The following is a 14,676-nucleotide window of genomic DNA, read 5'->3' on the forward strand; positions in this document are numbered from 1 at the left end:
CTTTTAATCGTCCCCGTCGGGACAGGATCGTCTTGTCTCCGGCCAGAACGGGGACACAATGGCGGCCTCCCACCACAATAGCGAAGGACACGCTCGCAGCTCGCGCATGCTGCGCACCGCACTCGGGTATGCCATCACCCGGCTTCTCGATGATCCCGGCGTGGTCGAAGTGATGCTGAACCCGGATGGCCGCATCTGGGTCGATCGAATCTCCGAAGGTCTCGCCGACACTACAGAACGTCTCTCGCCCGCCGATGGCGAACGCATCATCCGCCTAGTCGCCCATCATGTTGGCGCGGAAGTTCATGCTGGCGCGCCGCGCGTATCGGCCGAGCTGCCGGATAGCGGCGAGCGCTTTGAAGGTCTGCTGCCGCCGGTGGTGATGGCGCCAGCTTTTGCCATCCGCAAGCCCGCCGTCGCGGTGTTTACCCTCGATGATTATGTCGCCGCCAGGATAATGACAGCGCACCAAGCTGATGCATTGCGCTTCGGCGTTGCCGACCGGGCCAACATCCTCGTCGCAGGCGGCACCTCGACCGGCAAGACAACGCTGACCAATGCGCTACTTGCTGAAATGGCGCGGACGTCGGATCGGGTGGTGATCATCGAAGACACGCGCGAACTGCAATGTGCTGCACCTAATCTTGTCGCCATGCGCACCAAGGACGGCGTCGCTTCGCTGTCCGATCTGGTGCGCTCATCGTTGCGTCTGCGGCCCGACCGGATTCCCGTGGGTGAGGTGCGCGGCGCCGAAGCACTCGAACTGCTCAAGGCCTGGGGCACGGGCCATCCCGGTGGCGTCGGCACTATTCATGCCGGAAGCGCCATCGGTGCGCTGCGGCGCATGGAGCAATTGATCCAGGAGGCGGTGATCACCGTCCCGCGCGCGCTGATCGCTGAAACCATCGACCTCGTCGCGGTCCTGTCTGGCCGTGGCTCAGCGCGCCGCCTCGCGGAACTCTCGCGCATCGAGGGCCTCGGCCCGGACGGGGACTATCGCGTCGTGCCGGCCTGCGAGCCTTCCGCCGCCCATCCCGAAATCCTTGAGGAGCCCCAAGCATGACCCATGCCTTGCGCACCCTTCGTCGCCATTTGTCGCTTGCCGGGTCCGTCATCGTGCTCAGCATGATGATGGCGCCCGCAGCCCATGCTTCCGGGTCATCGATGCCCTGGGAAGCGCCGCTTCAGAGCATTCTGGAATCGATCGAAGGTCCGGTCGCCAAGATCATCGCGGTGATCATCATCATCGTCACCGGTCTCACCCTGGCCTTCGGCGATACGGCGGGCGGCTTTCGGCGGCTGATCCAGATCGTTTTCGGCCTGTCGATCGCCTTCGCCGCCAGTTCCTTCTTTCTCAGCTTCTTCTCATTCGGCGGCGGGGCGCTGATCTGATGGCGGTGGGTCTCGAACAGCTTGGCGAGGTGCCGGGATTCATGGTCCCGGTCCATCGCGCCCTGACTGAACATATCCTGCTCGGCGGTGCACCGCGTTCGATCGCCATCATGAACGGCACGCTTGCCGGAGCGGTCGGGCTTGGCCTGCGTCTCTGGCTGGTCGGTCTCGCTATCTGGGCGATCGGGCATTTCGCGGCAGTCTGGGCCGCCAAGCGCGATCCGCTCTTCGTGGAAGTTGGACGGCGCCATCTGCGCATCCCGTCCTTCCTGGCTGTGTGAGGGCTGAGGTATGATGAACCTCGCCGAGTATCGCAGCCGCAGCGCCAGACTGGCCGACTATCTGCCCTGGGCGGCATTGGTTGCTCCCGGCGTGGTGCTGAACAAGGACGGCTCGTTTCAGCGCAGCGCAAAGTTCCGCGGCCCCGATCTGGATTCGGCCGTGGCGGCCGAACTGGTTGCGGTCGCCGGTCGCATCAACAATGCCTTCCGCCGGCTGGGTTCGGGCTGGAGCATATTCGTCGAAGCGCAGCGCTTCGAAGCCGCGACCTATCCCGAAAGTCTCTTTCCCGATGCCGCGTCTGCCTTGGTCGACGCCGAGCGCAAGGCCGGGTTCGAGGAAGCCGGGGCGCACTTCGTGTCCAGCTACTTTCTGACCTTCCTCTGGTTGCCGCCAGCGGAGGACGCCGCTCGCGCCGAAACCTGGTTCTACGAGGGACGCGAGCAGTCCGGCGTAAACCCTCACGAATTGCTGCGCGGCTTCATCGATGGCACCGACCGGATACTGGCGCTGCTCGACGGGTTCATGCCCGAGTGCCGCTGGCTCGATGACGCCGAGACGCTGACCTTCCTTCACTCGACCGTTTCGACGAGCCGCCATCGTGTGCGCGTGCCCGAGACGCCGGTCTATCTCGACGCGCTTCTGGCCGATCAGCCTCTCGCAGGAGGGCTGGAGCCGCGTTTGGGTGATCAGCATCTGCGGGTCCTTACCATCATCGGATTTCCGAGTGCGACGACACCGGGCCTTCTTGATGAAATGAACCGGTTGGCGTTTCCCTATCGCTGGAGCACCCGCGCCATCCTGCTCGACAAGCTTGAGGCGACGCGGCTGCTGACCAGGATCCGCCGCCAGTGGTTTGCCAAACGCAAATCCATCGCCGCGATTCTCAAAGAAGTGATGACCAACGAGGCGTCGGCTCTGGTGGACACCGATGCTGCCAACAAGGCGGCCGATGCCGACCTGGCCTTGCAGGAACTCGGCGCCGATACCGCGGGCATGGCCTATGTCACGGCCAGTGTCGCGGTCTGGGATACCGATCCGCGCATCGCCGACGAAAAGCTGCGACTGGTCGAGAAGGTCATTCAGGGCCGCGACTTCAATACCATGACCGAGACCGTCAATGCGGTCGATGCCTGGCTCGGAAGCTTGCCCGGACATGCATACGCCAATGTCCGGCAGCCACCGATATCGACGCTCAATCTTGCCCACATGATCCCGCTGTCGGCCGTGTGGGCGGGGCCGGAACGGAACGAACATCTCGCGGCGCCCCCCTTGCTTTACGGCAAGACCGAGGGATCGACGCCGTTCCGGCTTTCCCTTCATATCGGCGATGTGGGCCATACCCTGGTCGTCGGCCCGACCGGTGCGGGAAAGTCCGTGTTGCTGGCGATGATGGCGCTGCAGTTCCGTCGCTACGCGCGCAGCCAGATTTTCGCCTTCGACTTCGGCGGTTCGATCCGCGCTGCCGCGCTCGCAATGGGCGGTGACTGGCATGATCTCGGCGGCGGGCTGACCGAGGGGTCGGATGCTTCGGTCTCGCTGCAACCGCTCGCCCGCATCGACGAGCCGCACGAACGCTCCTGGGCTGCGGACTGGATCGGCGCGATCCTGCTGCGCGAAGGCATCGCCATCACGCCCGAGGTGAAGGAGCATATCTGGACGGCGCTGACCTCGCTCGCCTCGGCGCCCATCGAGGAACGCACCATCACCGGGCTCGCGGTGCTGCTGCAGTCCAGCGATCTCAAACAGGCGCTGCGGCCGTACTGCGTAGGTGGTCCCTATGGACGCTTGCTCGATGCTGAAACCGAACATCTCGGTTCCGCCGATGTCCAGGCGTTCGAGATCGAGGGTCTGGTCGGCACAGGCGCGGCGCCGGCCGTCTTGTCATATCTCTTCCACCGCATTGGCGACAGGCTCGATGGTCGCCCAACACTGCTCATCATCGATGAGGGTTGGCTGGCGCTGGACGATGAGGGGTTTGCCGGCCAGCTGCGCGAATGGCTGAAGACGCTGAGGAAGAAGAACGCCTCGGTCATCTTTGCCACGCAGTCGCTATCGGACATTGACGGCAGCGCGATCGCGCCTGCCATCATCGAAAGCTGCCCGACGCGGTTGCTCTTGCCCAATGAGCGCGCCATTGAGCCGCAGATTACCGCGATCTATCGCCGCTTTGGATTGAACGACCGGCAGATCGAGATCCTGGCGCGGGCTACCCCCAAGCGGGATTACTATTGCCAGTCGCGGCGCGGCAATCGGCTGTTTGAGCTGGGGCTGAGCGAAGTCGGGCTCGCGCTCTGCGCCGTATCCTCCAAATCCGATCAGACCGCCATCGCGGGCATCCATGCCGAGCACGGAAGCGATACCTTTCTTGAGGCGTGGCTGCGTCATCGCGGTGTCGATTGGGCCGCTGACCTCATTCCCGATCTCACCAATCTCGCAAGCCGGCCGGAATTGACGGAGCCCGCCGCGCTTGGTGGCGCGCCAGAAAAGGAGACCAACCCATGATCCGTATCCCCATCGCCCGTTTCGCCAGGAGGTCGACCGTGGCGTTTGCGCTCGCCGTGCCGGTCGCTCTTGCACCCATCGCATCGAGCCCGGCCCATGCCCAGTTCGGGTTCGGGCGCATCGTCTATGACCCGACGAATTATGCGCAGAACGTGCTGACCGCCGCGCGTACGCTGGAGCAGATCAACAATCAGATCACCTCGCTTCAGAACGAAGCACAGATGCTCATCAATCAGGCCCGCAACCTCGCCAGCCTGCCATATTCCGCGCTCCAGCAGCTTCAGCAAAACGTGCAGCGCACCCAGCAGCTTCTGGGCCAGGCGCAGAACATCGCGTTCGAGGTCGGCCAGATCGACCAAGCGTTCGAGCAGCAATATGGCCAGATCTCGCTCTCGACCACCGATCAGCAGCTGATCGCGGATGCGCGTACGCGCTGGGAAAACACCGTGGGCGGCCTGCAGGACGCGATGCGCGTCCAGGCCGGCGTGGTCGGCAATATCGACACCAACCGCGCTGAAATGGCCACCATCGTTGGGCAAAGCCAGAACGCCAGCGGCGCGTTACAGGCAGCGCAGGCCGGCAATCAGCTTCTCGCGCTGCAGTCGCAGCAGCTTTCCGACCTGGTCGCGCTGTTATCGGCCAACGGCCGGTCCGAAGCGCTGATCGAGGCCGAGCGCGCCACCGCCGCCGAGCAGGGACGTGTCCAGCGCGAGCGCTTCCTCACGCCGGGTTCGGGTTATCAGCCCGGCAATGCGCAAATGTTCGGCAGCGGCAATTAAGACGCTGGGGAGGGGTGGCCATGGAGAGCAAAATGCTGGTCCGGCTTGGCGCGGTGATATTCGTCGCCATCGCGATTACCGCCACGGCGATCGAGCTGACGCGGCAGGAGGATACCGCGCGCGTCAGGTCCGTGCCGCAGCTTCAGCCCTCGGCAGACCCTTTGCAGGCGATGCTCCGCCGCTGCCAGGGACTTGGCGAAGCCGCCACCCGTGATCCCGATTGCCTGTCGGCATGGGCTGAATCTCGCAACCGCTTTTTGGGCAACACGCCGGCGCCCGCCGCGCCGCAACCGGGCGAGAGATAGCGACCCATGGGCGGAACCGGCGTCATCGACAATTTCCTGGGGGTCTTCACCAGCTACATCGATTCCGGTTTCGGTCTGCTTGGCGGCGAGGTCGCTTTCATCGCCACCACCCTGATCGTCATCGATGTGACGCTGGCGGCCCTGTTCTGGAGTTGGGGCGCCGATGACAACATCATCGCGCGCCTCGTCAAGAAGACGCTGTTCGTCGGCGTCTTCGCCTATCTCATCGGCAACTGGAACAACCTGGCGAAGATCATTTTCGAGAGCTTTGCCGGGCTCGGACTGCAAGCCTCGGGCACCGGCTTTTCCGCCGCCGATCTCATGCGGCCCGGCCGCGTGGCGCAGACCGGTCTCGACGCAGGTCGCCCGCTGCTCGAATCCATCTCGGGCTTGATGGGTTACTGGTCCTTCTTCGAGAATTTCATCCAGATCGCCTGCCTGTTTTTCGCCTGGGCGCTGGTGCTGCTCGCCTTCTTCATTCTCGCCGTCCAGCTCTTCGTCACCCTGATCGAGTTCAAGCTGACGACCCTTGCCGGCTTCGTTCTCATTCCCTTCGGGCTTTTCGGCAAGACGGCCTTCATGGCCGAGCGTGTGCTCGGCAATGTCGTTTCCTCGGGCATCAAGGTGCTGGTGCTCGCCGTCATCATCGGCATTGGCTCGACCCTGTTCGGCCAATTCACCGCGGGCTTTGGCGGCGCCATGCCGACCATTGATGATGCCATGGCGATCGTCCTGGCGGCGCTGTCGCTGCTTGGCCTCGGCATCTTCGGACCCGGCATCGCGTCTGGGCTGGTTTCGGGCGGGCCGCAACTGGGTGCAGGATCGGCCGTCGGCACCGGCCTGGCCGCCGGCGGCATGATGGTTGCCGGAGGCGCTGCCACAGGCATGGCGGCGAAAGGCGGCCTAGCTGCGCTTTCCGGAGGAGCCGCCGCTGTCCGGGGCGGTGCGGCCGCCGCAGGTGCTGCCACATCCGCCTATAGCCTTGGTTCGTTCGGTCAGACTGGTGCGGCCGGGGTGGCGTCCGGTGTTGGCGGTGTCGCCCGGGCAGCGGGGTCGGCCGCTATATCGCCGTTGAAAAACGCCGTCTCCAGGGCTTCGCAAAGCGTGAAGTCCAGCTTTTCCGATGGTGCGCGTGCCGGCCTCGGTCTGACCGGAGGCTCATCCTCCACGGGCGGCGCCGGTGGTGCGAGTGTCGCTCCAGGGGCAGCAGGGTCGTCCTCGCCGGCCGGTGGCCCGACAGCCTGGGCGCGGCGGATGCAGCGGCGGCAGGCGCTCAGCCACGGCACCACCATGACCGCCCATGCCGTCCGCTCCGGCGACAGCCATGGCGGTGGCTCTTCCGTCTCCGTCTCCGAAAGTGACCGATCATGAGCTTGTTTAAACGCCCCGCCGCCCATTACGGCAAATCCCCCGAGCCTGAGACACCCTATCAGAAGGCCGCTCAGGTCTGGGACGAGCGCATCGGCTCGGCCCGCGTCCAGGCGCGCAACTGGCGCTATATGGCGTTCGGCTCCCTGATCCTTACCGCCGGATTTTCCGCGGCGCTTGTCTGGCAATCGGCACGCGGGACCGTGGTGCCCTGGGTCGTGCAGGTCGACAATCTCGGCCAGGCGCAAGCGGTCGCGCCCGCCACGGCCGACTACCGGCCGACCGATCCTCAAATCGCTTGGCACCTCGGCCGCTTCATCGAGCAGGTGCGCTCGATTCCGGCCGATCCGATCATTGTGCGGCAGAACTGGCTGCGCGCCTATGAGTGGACGACCGATCGCGGGGCTGCGGCTTTGAACGATTATGCCCGTGCCAACGATCCGTTCGCCCTTGTCGGGCGCCAGCAGATCGCCGTTGAGGTGTCTTCGGTTATCCGGGCCTCACCGGATTCCTTCCGCGTCGCTTGGATCGAGCGGCATTATGAAAACGGACAGCTTTCCACCACCGAGAGATGGACCGCGATCCTCACTATCGTGATCCAGACACCGCGCGATGCCGAACGCCTGCGCGCCAATCCGCTTGGCATCTATGTCAACGCCATCAGCTGGTCGCGGGAGATGAGCCAATGATCTCCGCCATCCGTAAACCCGTATCGGCGGCTTTGCTGCTCGGCGCGACCCTGCTCGCCGGCTGTGCTACAAATCGAACGCCGCAGTTCAGCTACGACGCTGACGTGCCGCCGCTGCCAGCAGTCCAGGCATCCGTTACCGATGATCGGCAGCGACCGCTGCACACGCCCCCTGGCTGGACCGTTGCGCGCGGCGGAGAACCTGCGAGCACCGCGGCCGGCCGCGTTGAAAACGCCAACGCTGCCGCGCGCGTCGAGCCGCGCCGCGCGGGCTATTACAATGCCATTCAGATCTACCCCTGGTCGCAGGGCGCGCTCTACCAGGTCTATGCCGCGCCTGGGCAGATCACCGATATTGCGCTCGAACCAGGCGAAAGCCTGACCGGCGCGGGGCCGATTGCAGCGGGTGACACCGCCCGCTGGATTATCGGCGATACGACGAGCGGGTCGGGCAATGCCGCGCAGGTGCATATTCTGGTCAAGCCGACGCGGCCGGAGATTTCGACCAATCTTGTCATCACCACCGACCGGCGCACCTATATGATCGAACTGCGGGCTCGCGATGCGCTCTATATGCCGGCGGTCGCCTGGGCCTATCCGGCGCCACCACCCGGGCAGCGCCAAACTGCGCCTGTCGCGCCGGTCATCCCCAAGGAAGCGGCGCGCAACTACCGTTACGGCCTGACCGGCGACAGCCCGCCATGGCGTCCTATCTCGGTCTTCGATGATGGCCGCCGCGTCTATGTCGTTTTCCCGCGCGGCATCGTGCAGGGCGAGATGCCGCCGATCTTTGTTCTTGGGGCCGATGGCGAGCCGCAGATCGTCAACAGCCGCGTCCACCACAATATCCTGATCGTCGATCACCTCTTCGGTGCGGCCGAGCTTCGCCTTGGCAGCGGTGATCGCCAGCAAACGGTCCGGGTCGTCCGCATCGAGCAAAGGCAAGCTGCGGCATCGTCCTCTTCTGCGACCGGAGGCGCCCCGTCATGACGGAAGCTACTACCCCCAAGGACGCCGCAGCTCCAATGCGGCTGCGCGCGGAGCCGCCCCGGGTCACCCGCCTGTCCCGCAAGATGCTCGCCGCTATCGGCGGTATCGCACTTCTCGGCATTGGCGGTGCGCTCATCTACGCGCTGCAGACGCGCGATGCCGAGCCTGGAGGCGACGAGCTCTATTCTGTCGAGAACCGTCCGACGGCAGACGGGCTATCCGAACTGCCGCGCGACTATACCGGCCCGGTTCTTGGACCGCCCTTGCCGGGTGATCTCGGCGGTCCGATCCTCGATGCCCAGAACCGGGGGCAGCCGGTCACGCCGCCCGCAATCACTGCGCCGGCCGTCGATCCCGAGGAGCAGCGCCGTTTGGCCGAGGAAGAAGCCGCTCGTACCAGTCGTGTGTTTTTTCAGACCGCTCCTGCAACTGGAGCCACACCGAGTGCGGCTGCATCCAGCCTTGCCGGCCTCAATCTTGGGGGCCTGCCTGCCACACAGGACAGACACACCGCTTTCCTGAATGAGCCCGTCGATCGGCAGACGGTCGCCCTCGATCGCGTCATGGCACCTGCATCGCCCTATATCCTTCAGGCGGGAGCCGTGATCCCCGCAGCGATGATCACCGGCGTTCGTTCCGATCTGCCGGGACAGATCACCGCCCAGGTGACCCAGAACGTCTATGACAGCCCGACCGGCAGCTTGCTTCTGATCCCGCAGGGCACCCGCATCATCGGCGAGTACGATGACGGCGTGACTTTCGGTCAGCGGCGCGTGCTGCTGGTGTGGAACAGGCTGATCTTCCCCAATGGCCATTCGATCGTGCTGGAGCGCCAGCCTGGCGCGGACGCTTCGGGCTATGCCGGACTTGAAGACGGGGTCGACTATCATTGGTGGGATCTGATGAAGGCCGCCGGGCTCTCGACATTGCTCGGCATTGGAACCGAACTGGCGACCAGCGACGAGGACCGGCTGATCCGCGCCATCCGTGACGGCGCGCAGGACACCATCAATCAGGCTGGGCAGCAGATCATCCAGCGGCAATTGCAGGTCGAGCCAACGCTCACCATCCGCCCGGGTTTTCCGGTTCGGGTAATCGTCACCCGCGACCTCGTGCTCGAACCTTACAGGAGCTGATCATGGCGAAGTTGAAACTGGGTCCCATCGTCGAGGACAAACCCGTTAAGGTGACAGTGGCGCTGCCCGGGCAGCTTCATCGGGATCTGGCCGCTTATGCGGAAGCGCTGGCCCGGGAGAGCGGTCAAACCGCAGCGGATCCGGTGAAGCTGATCGTGCCGATGCTTGAGCGGTTCATTGCAACGGATCGCGGCTTTGCCCGGGCCAGAAGGGGCTCCGCAATCACGTCCTGATCCGCGCGATCTGACACGGCACCGACATTCGCATCCCTCGTAGATTGACCTGCCCTTTAGATGGGGATAGTAACTCAACGGGTCACATCGATATTCCCATCTGGTCTTTGTTTCTATCGACTTTGGGATGCTTGCGATGCCGGGGGGCAAAACGGTGCTGAAATGGGGCGTAGAGCGCCGGCTCGAATTCATTGAGTTTCGTCTTTATTGGGAAGGCGGGGTCAACCGTTCCGATATCGTCGAGGCCTTTGACGTGTCGGTGCCACAGGCATCGAAAGACCTGACGCTTTATCAGGAACGCGCTCCGTACAACGCCGTCTACGACAAAAGCGCCAAACGATACGTGGCGAGTGAGACGTTCCAGCCCTGCTTTTTAAAGCCTGACGCAGCCCATTATCTCACGCAGCTGCGATCTGTCGCCGAAGGCATATTGCCGGCCGCAGCGTCGTGGGTCGCACATTTCCCGCCCTATAGTGGTCCACCTGTCCCCGCGCGGGATGTCACCAACGAGACGCTGCAGACAATTCTCGGCGCCATCCGCGACAATCTCGCCATCGAGATCAAATATCAGTCACTTTCGCGGCCGGATCCGCGCTGGCGCTGGATCGCGCCGCACGCCATCGGCTTCGATGGCTTTCGTTGGCACGCGCGGGCCTTCTGCCAGATCGACCAAACCTACAAAGATTTCCTCCTCGCTCGGATTGTCGACGTGCGTGGTTACAAGCCCAGTGAAGTTGAGCCAGGTGGCGATACCGATTGGAAAGAGGAAATCACGCTGGAGATCGGGCCGCATCCCAAGCTGTCCGAGACGCAAGCTAAGGTGATTGCACTCGATTACGGCATGCGTGGTGGCAAGGCGAAGATCAAGGTGCGCAAGGCGTTGCTCTACTACGCCCTGAGGCGTCTCGGGCTTGATACCGATCCGAACGCGCGAACGCCTGAGGATCAACAGATCGTTTTGTTGAACAGGGAGGTGGTCGATGAAAATTATCGATAATACCTCTCAGCTTCTCGGAGATGATCTGAAGAGCACGATCGGGCGCGGGACACGGCTAAAAATCGCCGCGTCGTGCTTCTCGATCTATGCCTTCGAAGCGCTGAAATCAGAGCTTTCCAAGATTGATAGCCTGCAGTTCATTTTTACCGCTCCCACATTCATACCCACCGAAGCCACCGATCGCTTTCGCAAGGAGCGGCGAGAGTTTTTTATCCCAAAGTCGCGGCGGGAAAGTGGGCTCTATGGGACCGAATTTGAAATCCAGCTGCGGAACAAGCTGACGCAGCGTGCTGTGGCTCGCGAATGCGCCGAGTGGATACGCAAGAAAGCCAAATTTCGATCGAACACCACGAAAGCTCCGATGCAGCAGTTCCTGCACGCGGCGAGCAACGGTGGCGGGACGGCCTATATGCCGATCAGCGGCTTTACGGCCGTTGATCTAGGCTATCAGAAAGGCGACGCGGTCTCGAATTTTGTGACCCGGTTCGACGACCCGAGTCACACGCAAATGTATCTCCAGCTGTTCGATCAGATTTGGTCGGATCCGGAGAAACTCAACGATGTCACCGCCGCTGTCTGCGACCATATCGCGTCGGTCTACCAAGAGAATTCGCCAGAGCGCGTCTATTTCCTGATGCTGTACAACATCTTTCAGGACTTCCTGGAGGATGTTGACGAGGACGTTCTGCCGAAGGACCTCACTGGCTACCGCGACAGTCTCGTCTGGAACAAACTTTTTAACTATCAGAAGGATGCCGCCACAGGCATCATTAACAAACTCGAGACGTATAATGGCTGCATTCTTGCCGACAGTGTTGGCCTTGGAAAGACCTTCACTGCCCTGGCGGTTGTAAAATACTACGAGCTACGCAATCGCTCCGTGCTGGTGCTTTGCCCGAAAAAGCTCGCAGACAACTGGCGAAACTATAACACCAATCTGACCACCAATATTTTCGCCAAAGACCGGTTCAATTACGACGTCCTGGCGCATACCGATCTGTCACGAACATCGGGCGAGTCCTTCGGCATTCCGCTAAATCGAGTGAACTGGGGCAACTATGACCTGGTGGTCATCGACGAGTCCCACAATTTCCGGAACAATGACGTCTATAAGGACCGGGAGACACGTTATCAAAAGCTGATGAATAAGGTCATCCGCGCCGGCGTGAAGACCAAGGTTTTGATGCTTTCCGCAACGCCCGTGAACAATCGTTTCACCGACCTCCGGAATCAGCTCGCGCTCGCCTACGAAGGGCAATCGGAAACGCTCAGCGAGAAATTGGGTACGCAGGCCAGTATCGAAGAAATTTTCCGGCGGGCGCAAAGGGCCTTCAATGACTGGTCAGCACTTCCGCCCGAGGAGCGGACAGCGGCCTCAATCCTGAAGGCGCTGGATTTCGACTTTTTCGAATTGCTCGACGCGGTGACCATCGCGCGCTCGCGCAAGCATATCGAGACCTTCTACGACACGACCGACATTGGCAAGTTCCCGGAACGGCGCAAACCGCTCTCTTTCCATTGCCCGATTACGCAGCGGCCAGACGTAATGGGCCTGAATGAGATCTTCACGCAGCTGTCGGTGCTGAAGCTCTCAGTCTACGCCCCCATCAGCTACATTTTGCCGAGCCGGCTGCGCAAATACGAGGACATCTACGATACGCAGGTGGAGGGCGGCGGCGGCAAGCTGAGGCAGGCCGATCGTGAGCGCAGCCTCCAGGCGCTGATGACCACCAACCTGCTCAAGCGCTTGGAAAGCTCGGTCGCGGCATTTCGGCTTACGCTGCGTTCTCTCGCTGGCAATATTTCACGCACGCTCGATGCCATCGACGAATTCGAAAGAACCGGCCGCAGCGGTAGCGTCGGCGACCATCTTGCAGAGATTAGCGATTTCGATCCCGAAGATGACGATCTGTCCGGCCTTGATGAATTTACCGTTGGTAAGAAGGTTCAGATCAGCCTTGGCGACATGGACTTGCCGTCGTGGAAACATGACCTTTCGGCAGATTTGGGTCTGATCGACAGCCTGATTGCGTCGATGGACATGGTGGCACCCAGGGATGATTCAAAGCTCCAGCATCTGCTATCCCTGCTGAAGCGAAAGATCGAGGAGCCGCTCAACCCCGGCAATCAAAAGGTCATCATTTTCACGGCCTTCGCGGATACGGCAAACTATCTCTTCGAGAATCTTGCCCCGGTTGCTCAAAGCCTGGGTCTAAACCTAGGTCAGGTGACGGGATCGGGTGCGCCGAAGACCACACTCCGAAAGTCCTATGATTTCCAAAGCGTACTGACCCTGTTCTCCCCTCAATCGAAAGAGAAAGCAGTCGTCCTGCCCAATGAGCCGGCCGAGCTGGACATTCTCATTGGCACCGATTGTATTTCGGAAGGGCAGAACCTCCAGGACTGCGATTTCCTGGTGAACTACGACATCCATTGGAACCCGGTGAGGATCATCCAGCGCTTCGGACGGATCGATCGCATCGGCTCGCCCAACAGCCAGATCCAGCTGGTGAATTATTGGCCGGACATCTCGCTCGACGAGTATATCAACCTGAAGGAACGCGTTGAGAACCGGATGGTGATTGCGGACGTCACTGCCACGGGCGATGACAATGTGCTCACCGCGAAGTCCAGCGACATTGCCTACCGCAAGGAGCAGCTCAAGCGGCTCCAGGACGAGGTGATCGAGCTGGAGGATGTGAAGGCCGGCATTTCTATCACCGATCTCGGGCTGAACGACTTCCGGATGGACCTGCTCAACTACGTCAAGGCGCATGGCGAGCTCAACAACGTTCCTTTTGGGATGCACGCCGTCGTTCCGGCGCAGCCGGAGTTAGGCCTGCAGCCCGGCGTTATCTTTGTGCTAAAGAACATCCATGAGGGCGTGAACGTCAATCAGCAGAACCGCCTCCATCCCTTCTATCTGGTCTATATCGGCGATGACGGCGAGATCATTGCTGACCATACCGAGGTTAAGCGGCTGCTCGACCTGATCCGCGGCAGTTGCAAGGGACGGGAAGAGCCGATCCCGGACGTCTGCCGCATTTTCAATGAGCGGACGGAAGATGGGCGGCAGATGGGGCGTTATTCCGATCTGCTCTCAAGCGCGATCCGATCCATGATCGAGGTGAAGGAAGAGAAGGACATCGACAGCCTGTTCAGCGGCGGGCGTACGACGGCGTTGACCCACACCATCAAGGGTCTGGACGATTTCGAGTTGATCGCCTTCCTGGTCATTGAAGGGGGTGAATCATGACCCTCTACGATTGGCCGCGCGCAGCCGGCTTCGGGCGCGTGGTCCCCAAGAACAAGATCTATGAACACGCCGAGGCGAACACCGGCCTCAAGGACCTCTTCGTGCGCGAGGTCGATCAGATCGTCTGGTCGCACAAGCTGGCGCCTGAGACGGTCAATCTGGCAGCGACGAAGCAGGTGGTCGAGATACAGGTCTTCCGTATCACCGCTCGCACCGCCACGCTGGATCGTGACGTGCTGCGTGCCATAGACAAGGCCATTCCCTTTCCGCTGATCTTCGAGGTGGTCCATGGTGGCCGCGTCAGGCTGGCCGCGGCTTACAAGCGGCCGAGCGAAGCCGACAGCGCCCGCTGGGTGGTGGGCGACTATTTCGAAGGCGACTGGCTGCCCGGGGACGGGCCGCGCTCCCCGCTTCCGGTGGCGCTGAACATGGGCGCGCTGTACGAGCGACTACTGGAGCCGCTGGTGGCGGGGCAGACGGCCCGGCTTGTCACCGGCTTGGGAGAAGCGCCGCAGACGCCCTTCACCCCTCCCGAAGCGGAGCGCCCCGTGTCGCTGGAAGAGCGCATCGCGCGGGCCGAAGCAATCAAGGTGCAGGCGCGTGAGGTCGAACGCATCAAGGCGCGTCTGGGCCGTGAGAAGCAATTCAACAAGCGCGTGGCGATCAATGCCGAGTTGCGCGCGGCAAAACAAGAACTGGAGCGGTTGACGGCGAGAAACCGCAGTGCCGCTATGACGAACGAGTAAGA

15 protein-coding genes are annotated in these 14,676 nt (G+C 62.2%); 14 read left to right on the forward strand and 1 reads right to left on the reverse strand.

From position 1 onward, the window contains the following. Nucleotides 1–58: 58 nt before the first annotated feature. The 12 genes from trbB to KIO76_RS17115 all read left to right on the forward strand — a co-directional run bounded on the left by trbB (nt 59) and on the right by KIO76_RS17115 (nt 10,672). Complete coding sequence (trbB, locus tag KIO76_RS17060; protein WP_213324363.1) at nt 59–1,063, forward strand: P-type conjugative transfer ATPase TrbB; 1,005 nt, start codon at nt 59–61, stop codon at nt 1,061–1,063. Beyond that, nucleotides 1,060–1,392 carry a TrbC/VirB2 family type IV secretion system protein gene (locus KIO76_RS17065; protein ID WP_191320908.1) on the forward strand — a complete coding sequence of 111 codons (333 nt, stop codon included), beginning with the start codon at nt 1,060–1,062 and terminating at the stop codon, nt 1,390–1,392. Before trbB ends, KIO76_RS17065 begins: the two co-directional genes overlap by 4 nt. Continuing rightward, on the forward strand, nt 1,392–1,673 hold the full coding sequence (locus KIO76_RS17070) for a VirB3 family type IV secretion system protein (RefSeq protein ID WP_213324364.1): 282 nt from the start codon (nt 1,392–1,394) through the stop codon (nt 1,671–1,673). Before KIO76_RS17065 ends, KIO76_RS17070 begins: the two co-directional genes overlap by 1 nt. 10 nt (nt 1,674–1,683) lie before the next feature. Beyond that, a complete protein-coding gene (gene trbE, locus KIO76_RS17075) occupies nt 1,684–4,176 on the forward strand; it encodes a conjugal transfer protein TrbE (protein ID WP_213324365.1) in 2,493 nt (830 codons plus the stop codon). Further along, nucleotides 4,173–4,955, forward strand: coding sequence for a P-type conjugative transfer protein TrbJ (trbJ, locus tag KIO76_RS17080; protein ID WP_213324366.1), 783 nt, complete (start codon nt 4,173–4,175; stop codon nt 4,953–4,955). Before trbE ends, trbJ begins: the two co-directional genes overlap by 4 nt. Before the next feature lie 20 nt (nt 4,956–4,975). Next, complete coding sequence (gene trbK-alt, locus KIO76_RS17085) at nt 4,976–5,260, forward strand: putative entry exclusion protein TrbK-alt (RefSeq protein ID WP_213324367.1); 285 nt, start codon at nt 4,976–4,978, stop codon at nt 5,258–5,260. Nucleotides 5,261–5,266: 6 nt separating this feature from the next. Beyond that, nucleotides 5,267–6,631 carry a P-type conjugative transfer protein TrbL gene (trbL, locus tag KIO76_RS17090; RefSeq protein ID WP_213324368.1) on the forward strand — a complete coding sequence of 455 codons (1,365 nt, stop codon included), beginning with the start codon at nt 5,267–5,269 and terminating at the stop codon, nt 6,629–6,631. Next, the gene (gene trbF, locus KIO76_RS17095) at nt 6,628–7,317 is read left to right on the forward strand and encodes a conjugal transfer protein TrbF (protein WP_213324369.1); all 690 of its coding nucleotides are present in this window, start codon (nt 6,628–6,630) and stop codon (nt 7,315–7,317) included. Before trbL ends, trbF begins: the two co-directional genes overlap by 4 nt. Then, the gene (gene trbG / locus KIO76_RS17100; protein WP_213324370.1) at nt 7,314–8,306 is read left to right on the forward strand and encodes a P-type conjugative transfer protein TrbG; all 993 of its coding nucleotides are present in this window, start codon (nt 7,314–7,316) and stop codon (nt 8,304–8,306) included. Before trbF ends, trbG begins: the two co-directional genes overlap by 4 nt. Before the next feature lie 35 nt (nt 8,307–8,341). Then, entirely contained in the window at nt 8,342–9,442 is a 1,101-nt protein-coding gene (locus KIO76_RS17105; RefSeq protein WP_502761891.1) for a TraB/TrbI/VirB10 family type IV secretion system protein, read from the forward strand. A 2-nt stretch (nt 9,443–9,444) separates the two neighbouring features. Beyond that, entirely contained in the window at nt 9,445–9,675 is a 231-nt protein-coding gene (locus KIO76_RS17110) for a DUF2274 domain-containing protein (RefSeq protein ID WP_213324372.1), read from the forward strand. 136 nt (nt 9,676–9,811) lie between these two features. Next, the gene (locus tag KIO76_RS17115; protein ID WP_213324373.1) at nt 9,812–10,672 is read left to right on the forward strand and encodes a WYL domain-containing transcriptional regulator; all 861 of its coding nucleotides are present in this window, start codon (nt 9,812–9,814) and stop codon (nt 10,670–10,672) included. Between the two features lie 106 nt (nt 10,673–10,778). Here the strand turns inward: KIO76_RS17115 and KIO76_RS31075 are convergent, their stop codons facing one another. After that, nucleotides 10,779–11,051, reverse strand: a complete 273-nt coding sequence (locus KIO76_RS31075) for a hypothetical protein (protein ID WP_249729626.1) — start codon at nt 11,049–11,051, stop codon at nt 10,779–10,781. Here KIO76_RS31075 and KIO76_RS17120 point away from each other — a divergent pair. Further along, complete coding sequence (locus KIO76_RS17120; RefSeq protein WP_249729627.1) at nt 11,034–13,928, forward strand: helicase-related protein; 2,895 nt, start codon at nt 11,034–11,036, stop codon at nt 13,926–13,928. The genes KIO76_RS31075 and KIO76_RS17120 overlap by 18 nt on opposite strands. Next, on the forward strand, nt 13,925–14,674 hold the full coding sequence (locus tag KIO76_RS17125; RefSeq protein WP_213324375.1) for a DUF4391 domain-containing protein: 750 nt from the start codon (nt 13,925–13,927) through the stop codon (nt 14,672–14,674). Before KIO76_RS17120 ends, KIO76_RS17125 begins: the two co-directional genes overlap by 4 nt. Nucleotides 14,675–14,676: the final 2 nt, after the last annotated feature.

The sequence above is a fragment of the Chelatococcus sp. YT9 genome (genome assembly GCF_018398315.1).
Taxonomy (GTDB): domain Bacteria; phylum Pseudomonadota; class Alphaproteobacteria; order Rhizobiales; family Beijerinckiaceae; genus Chelatococcus.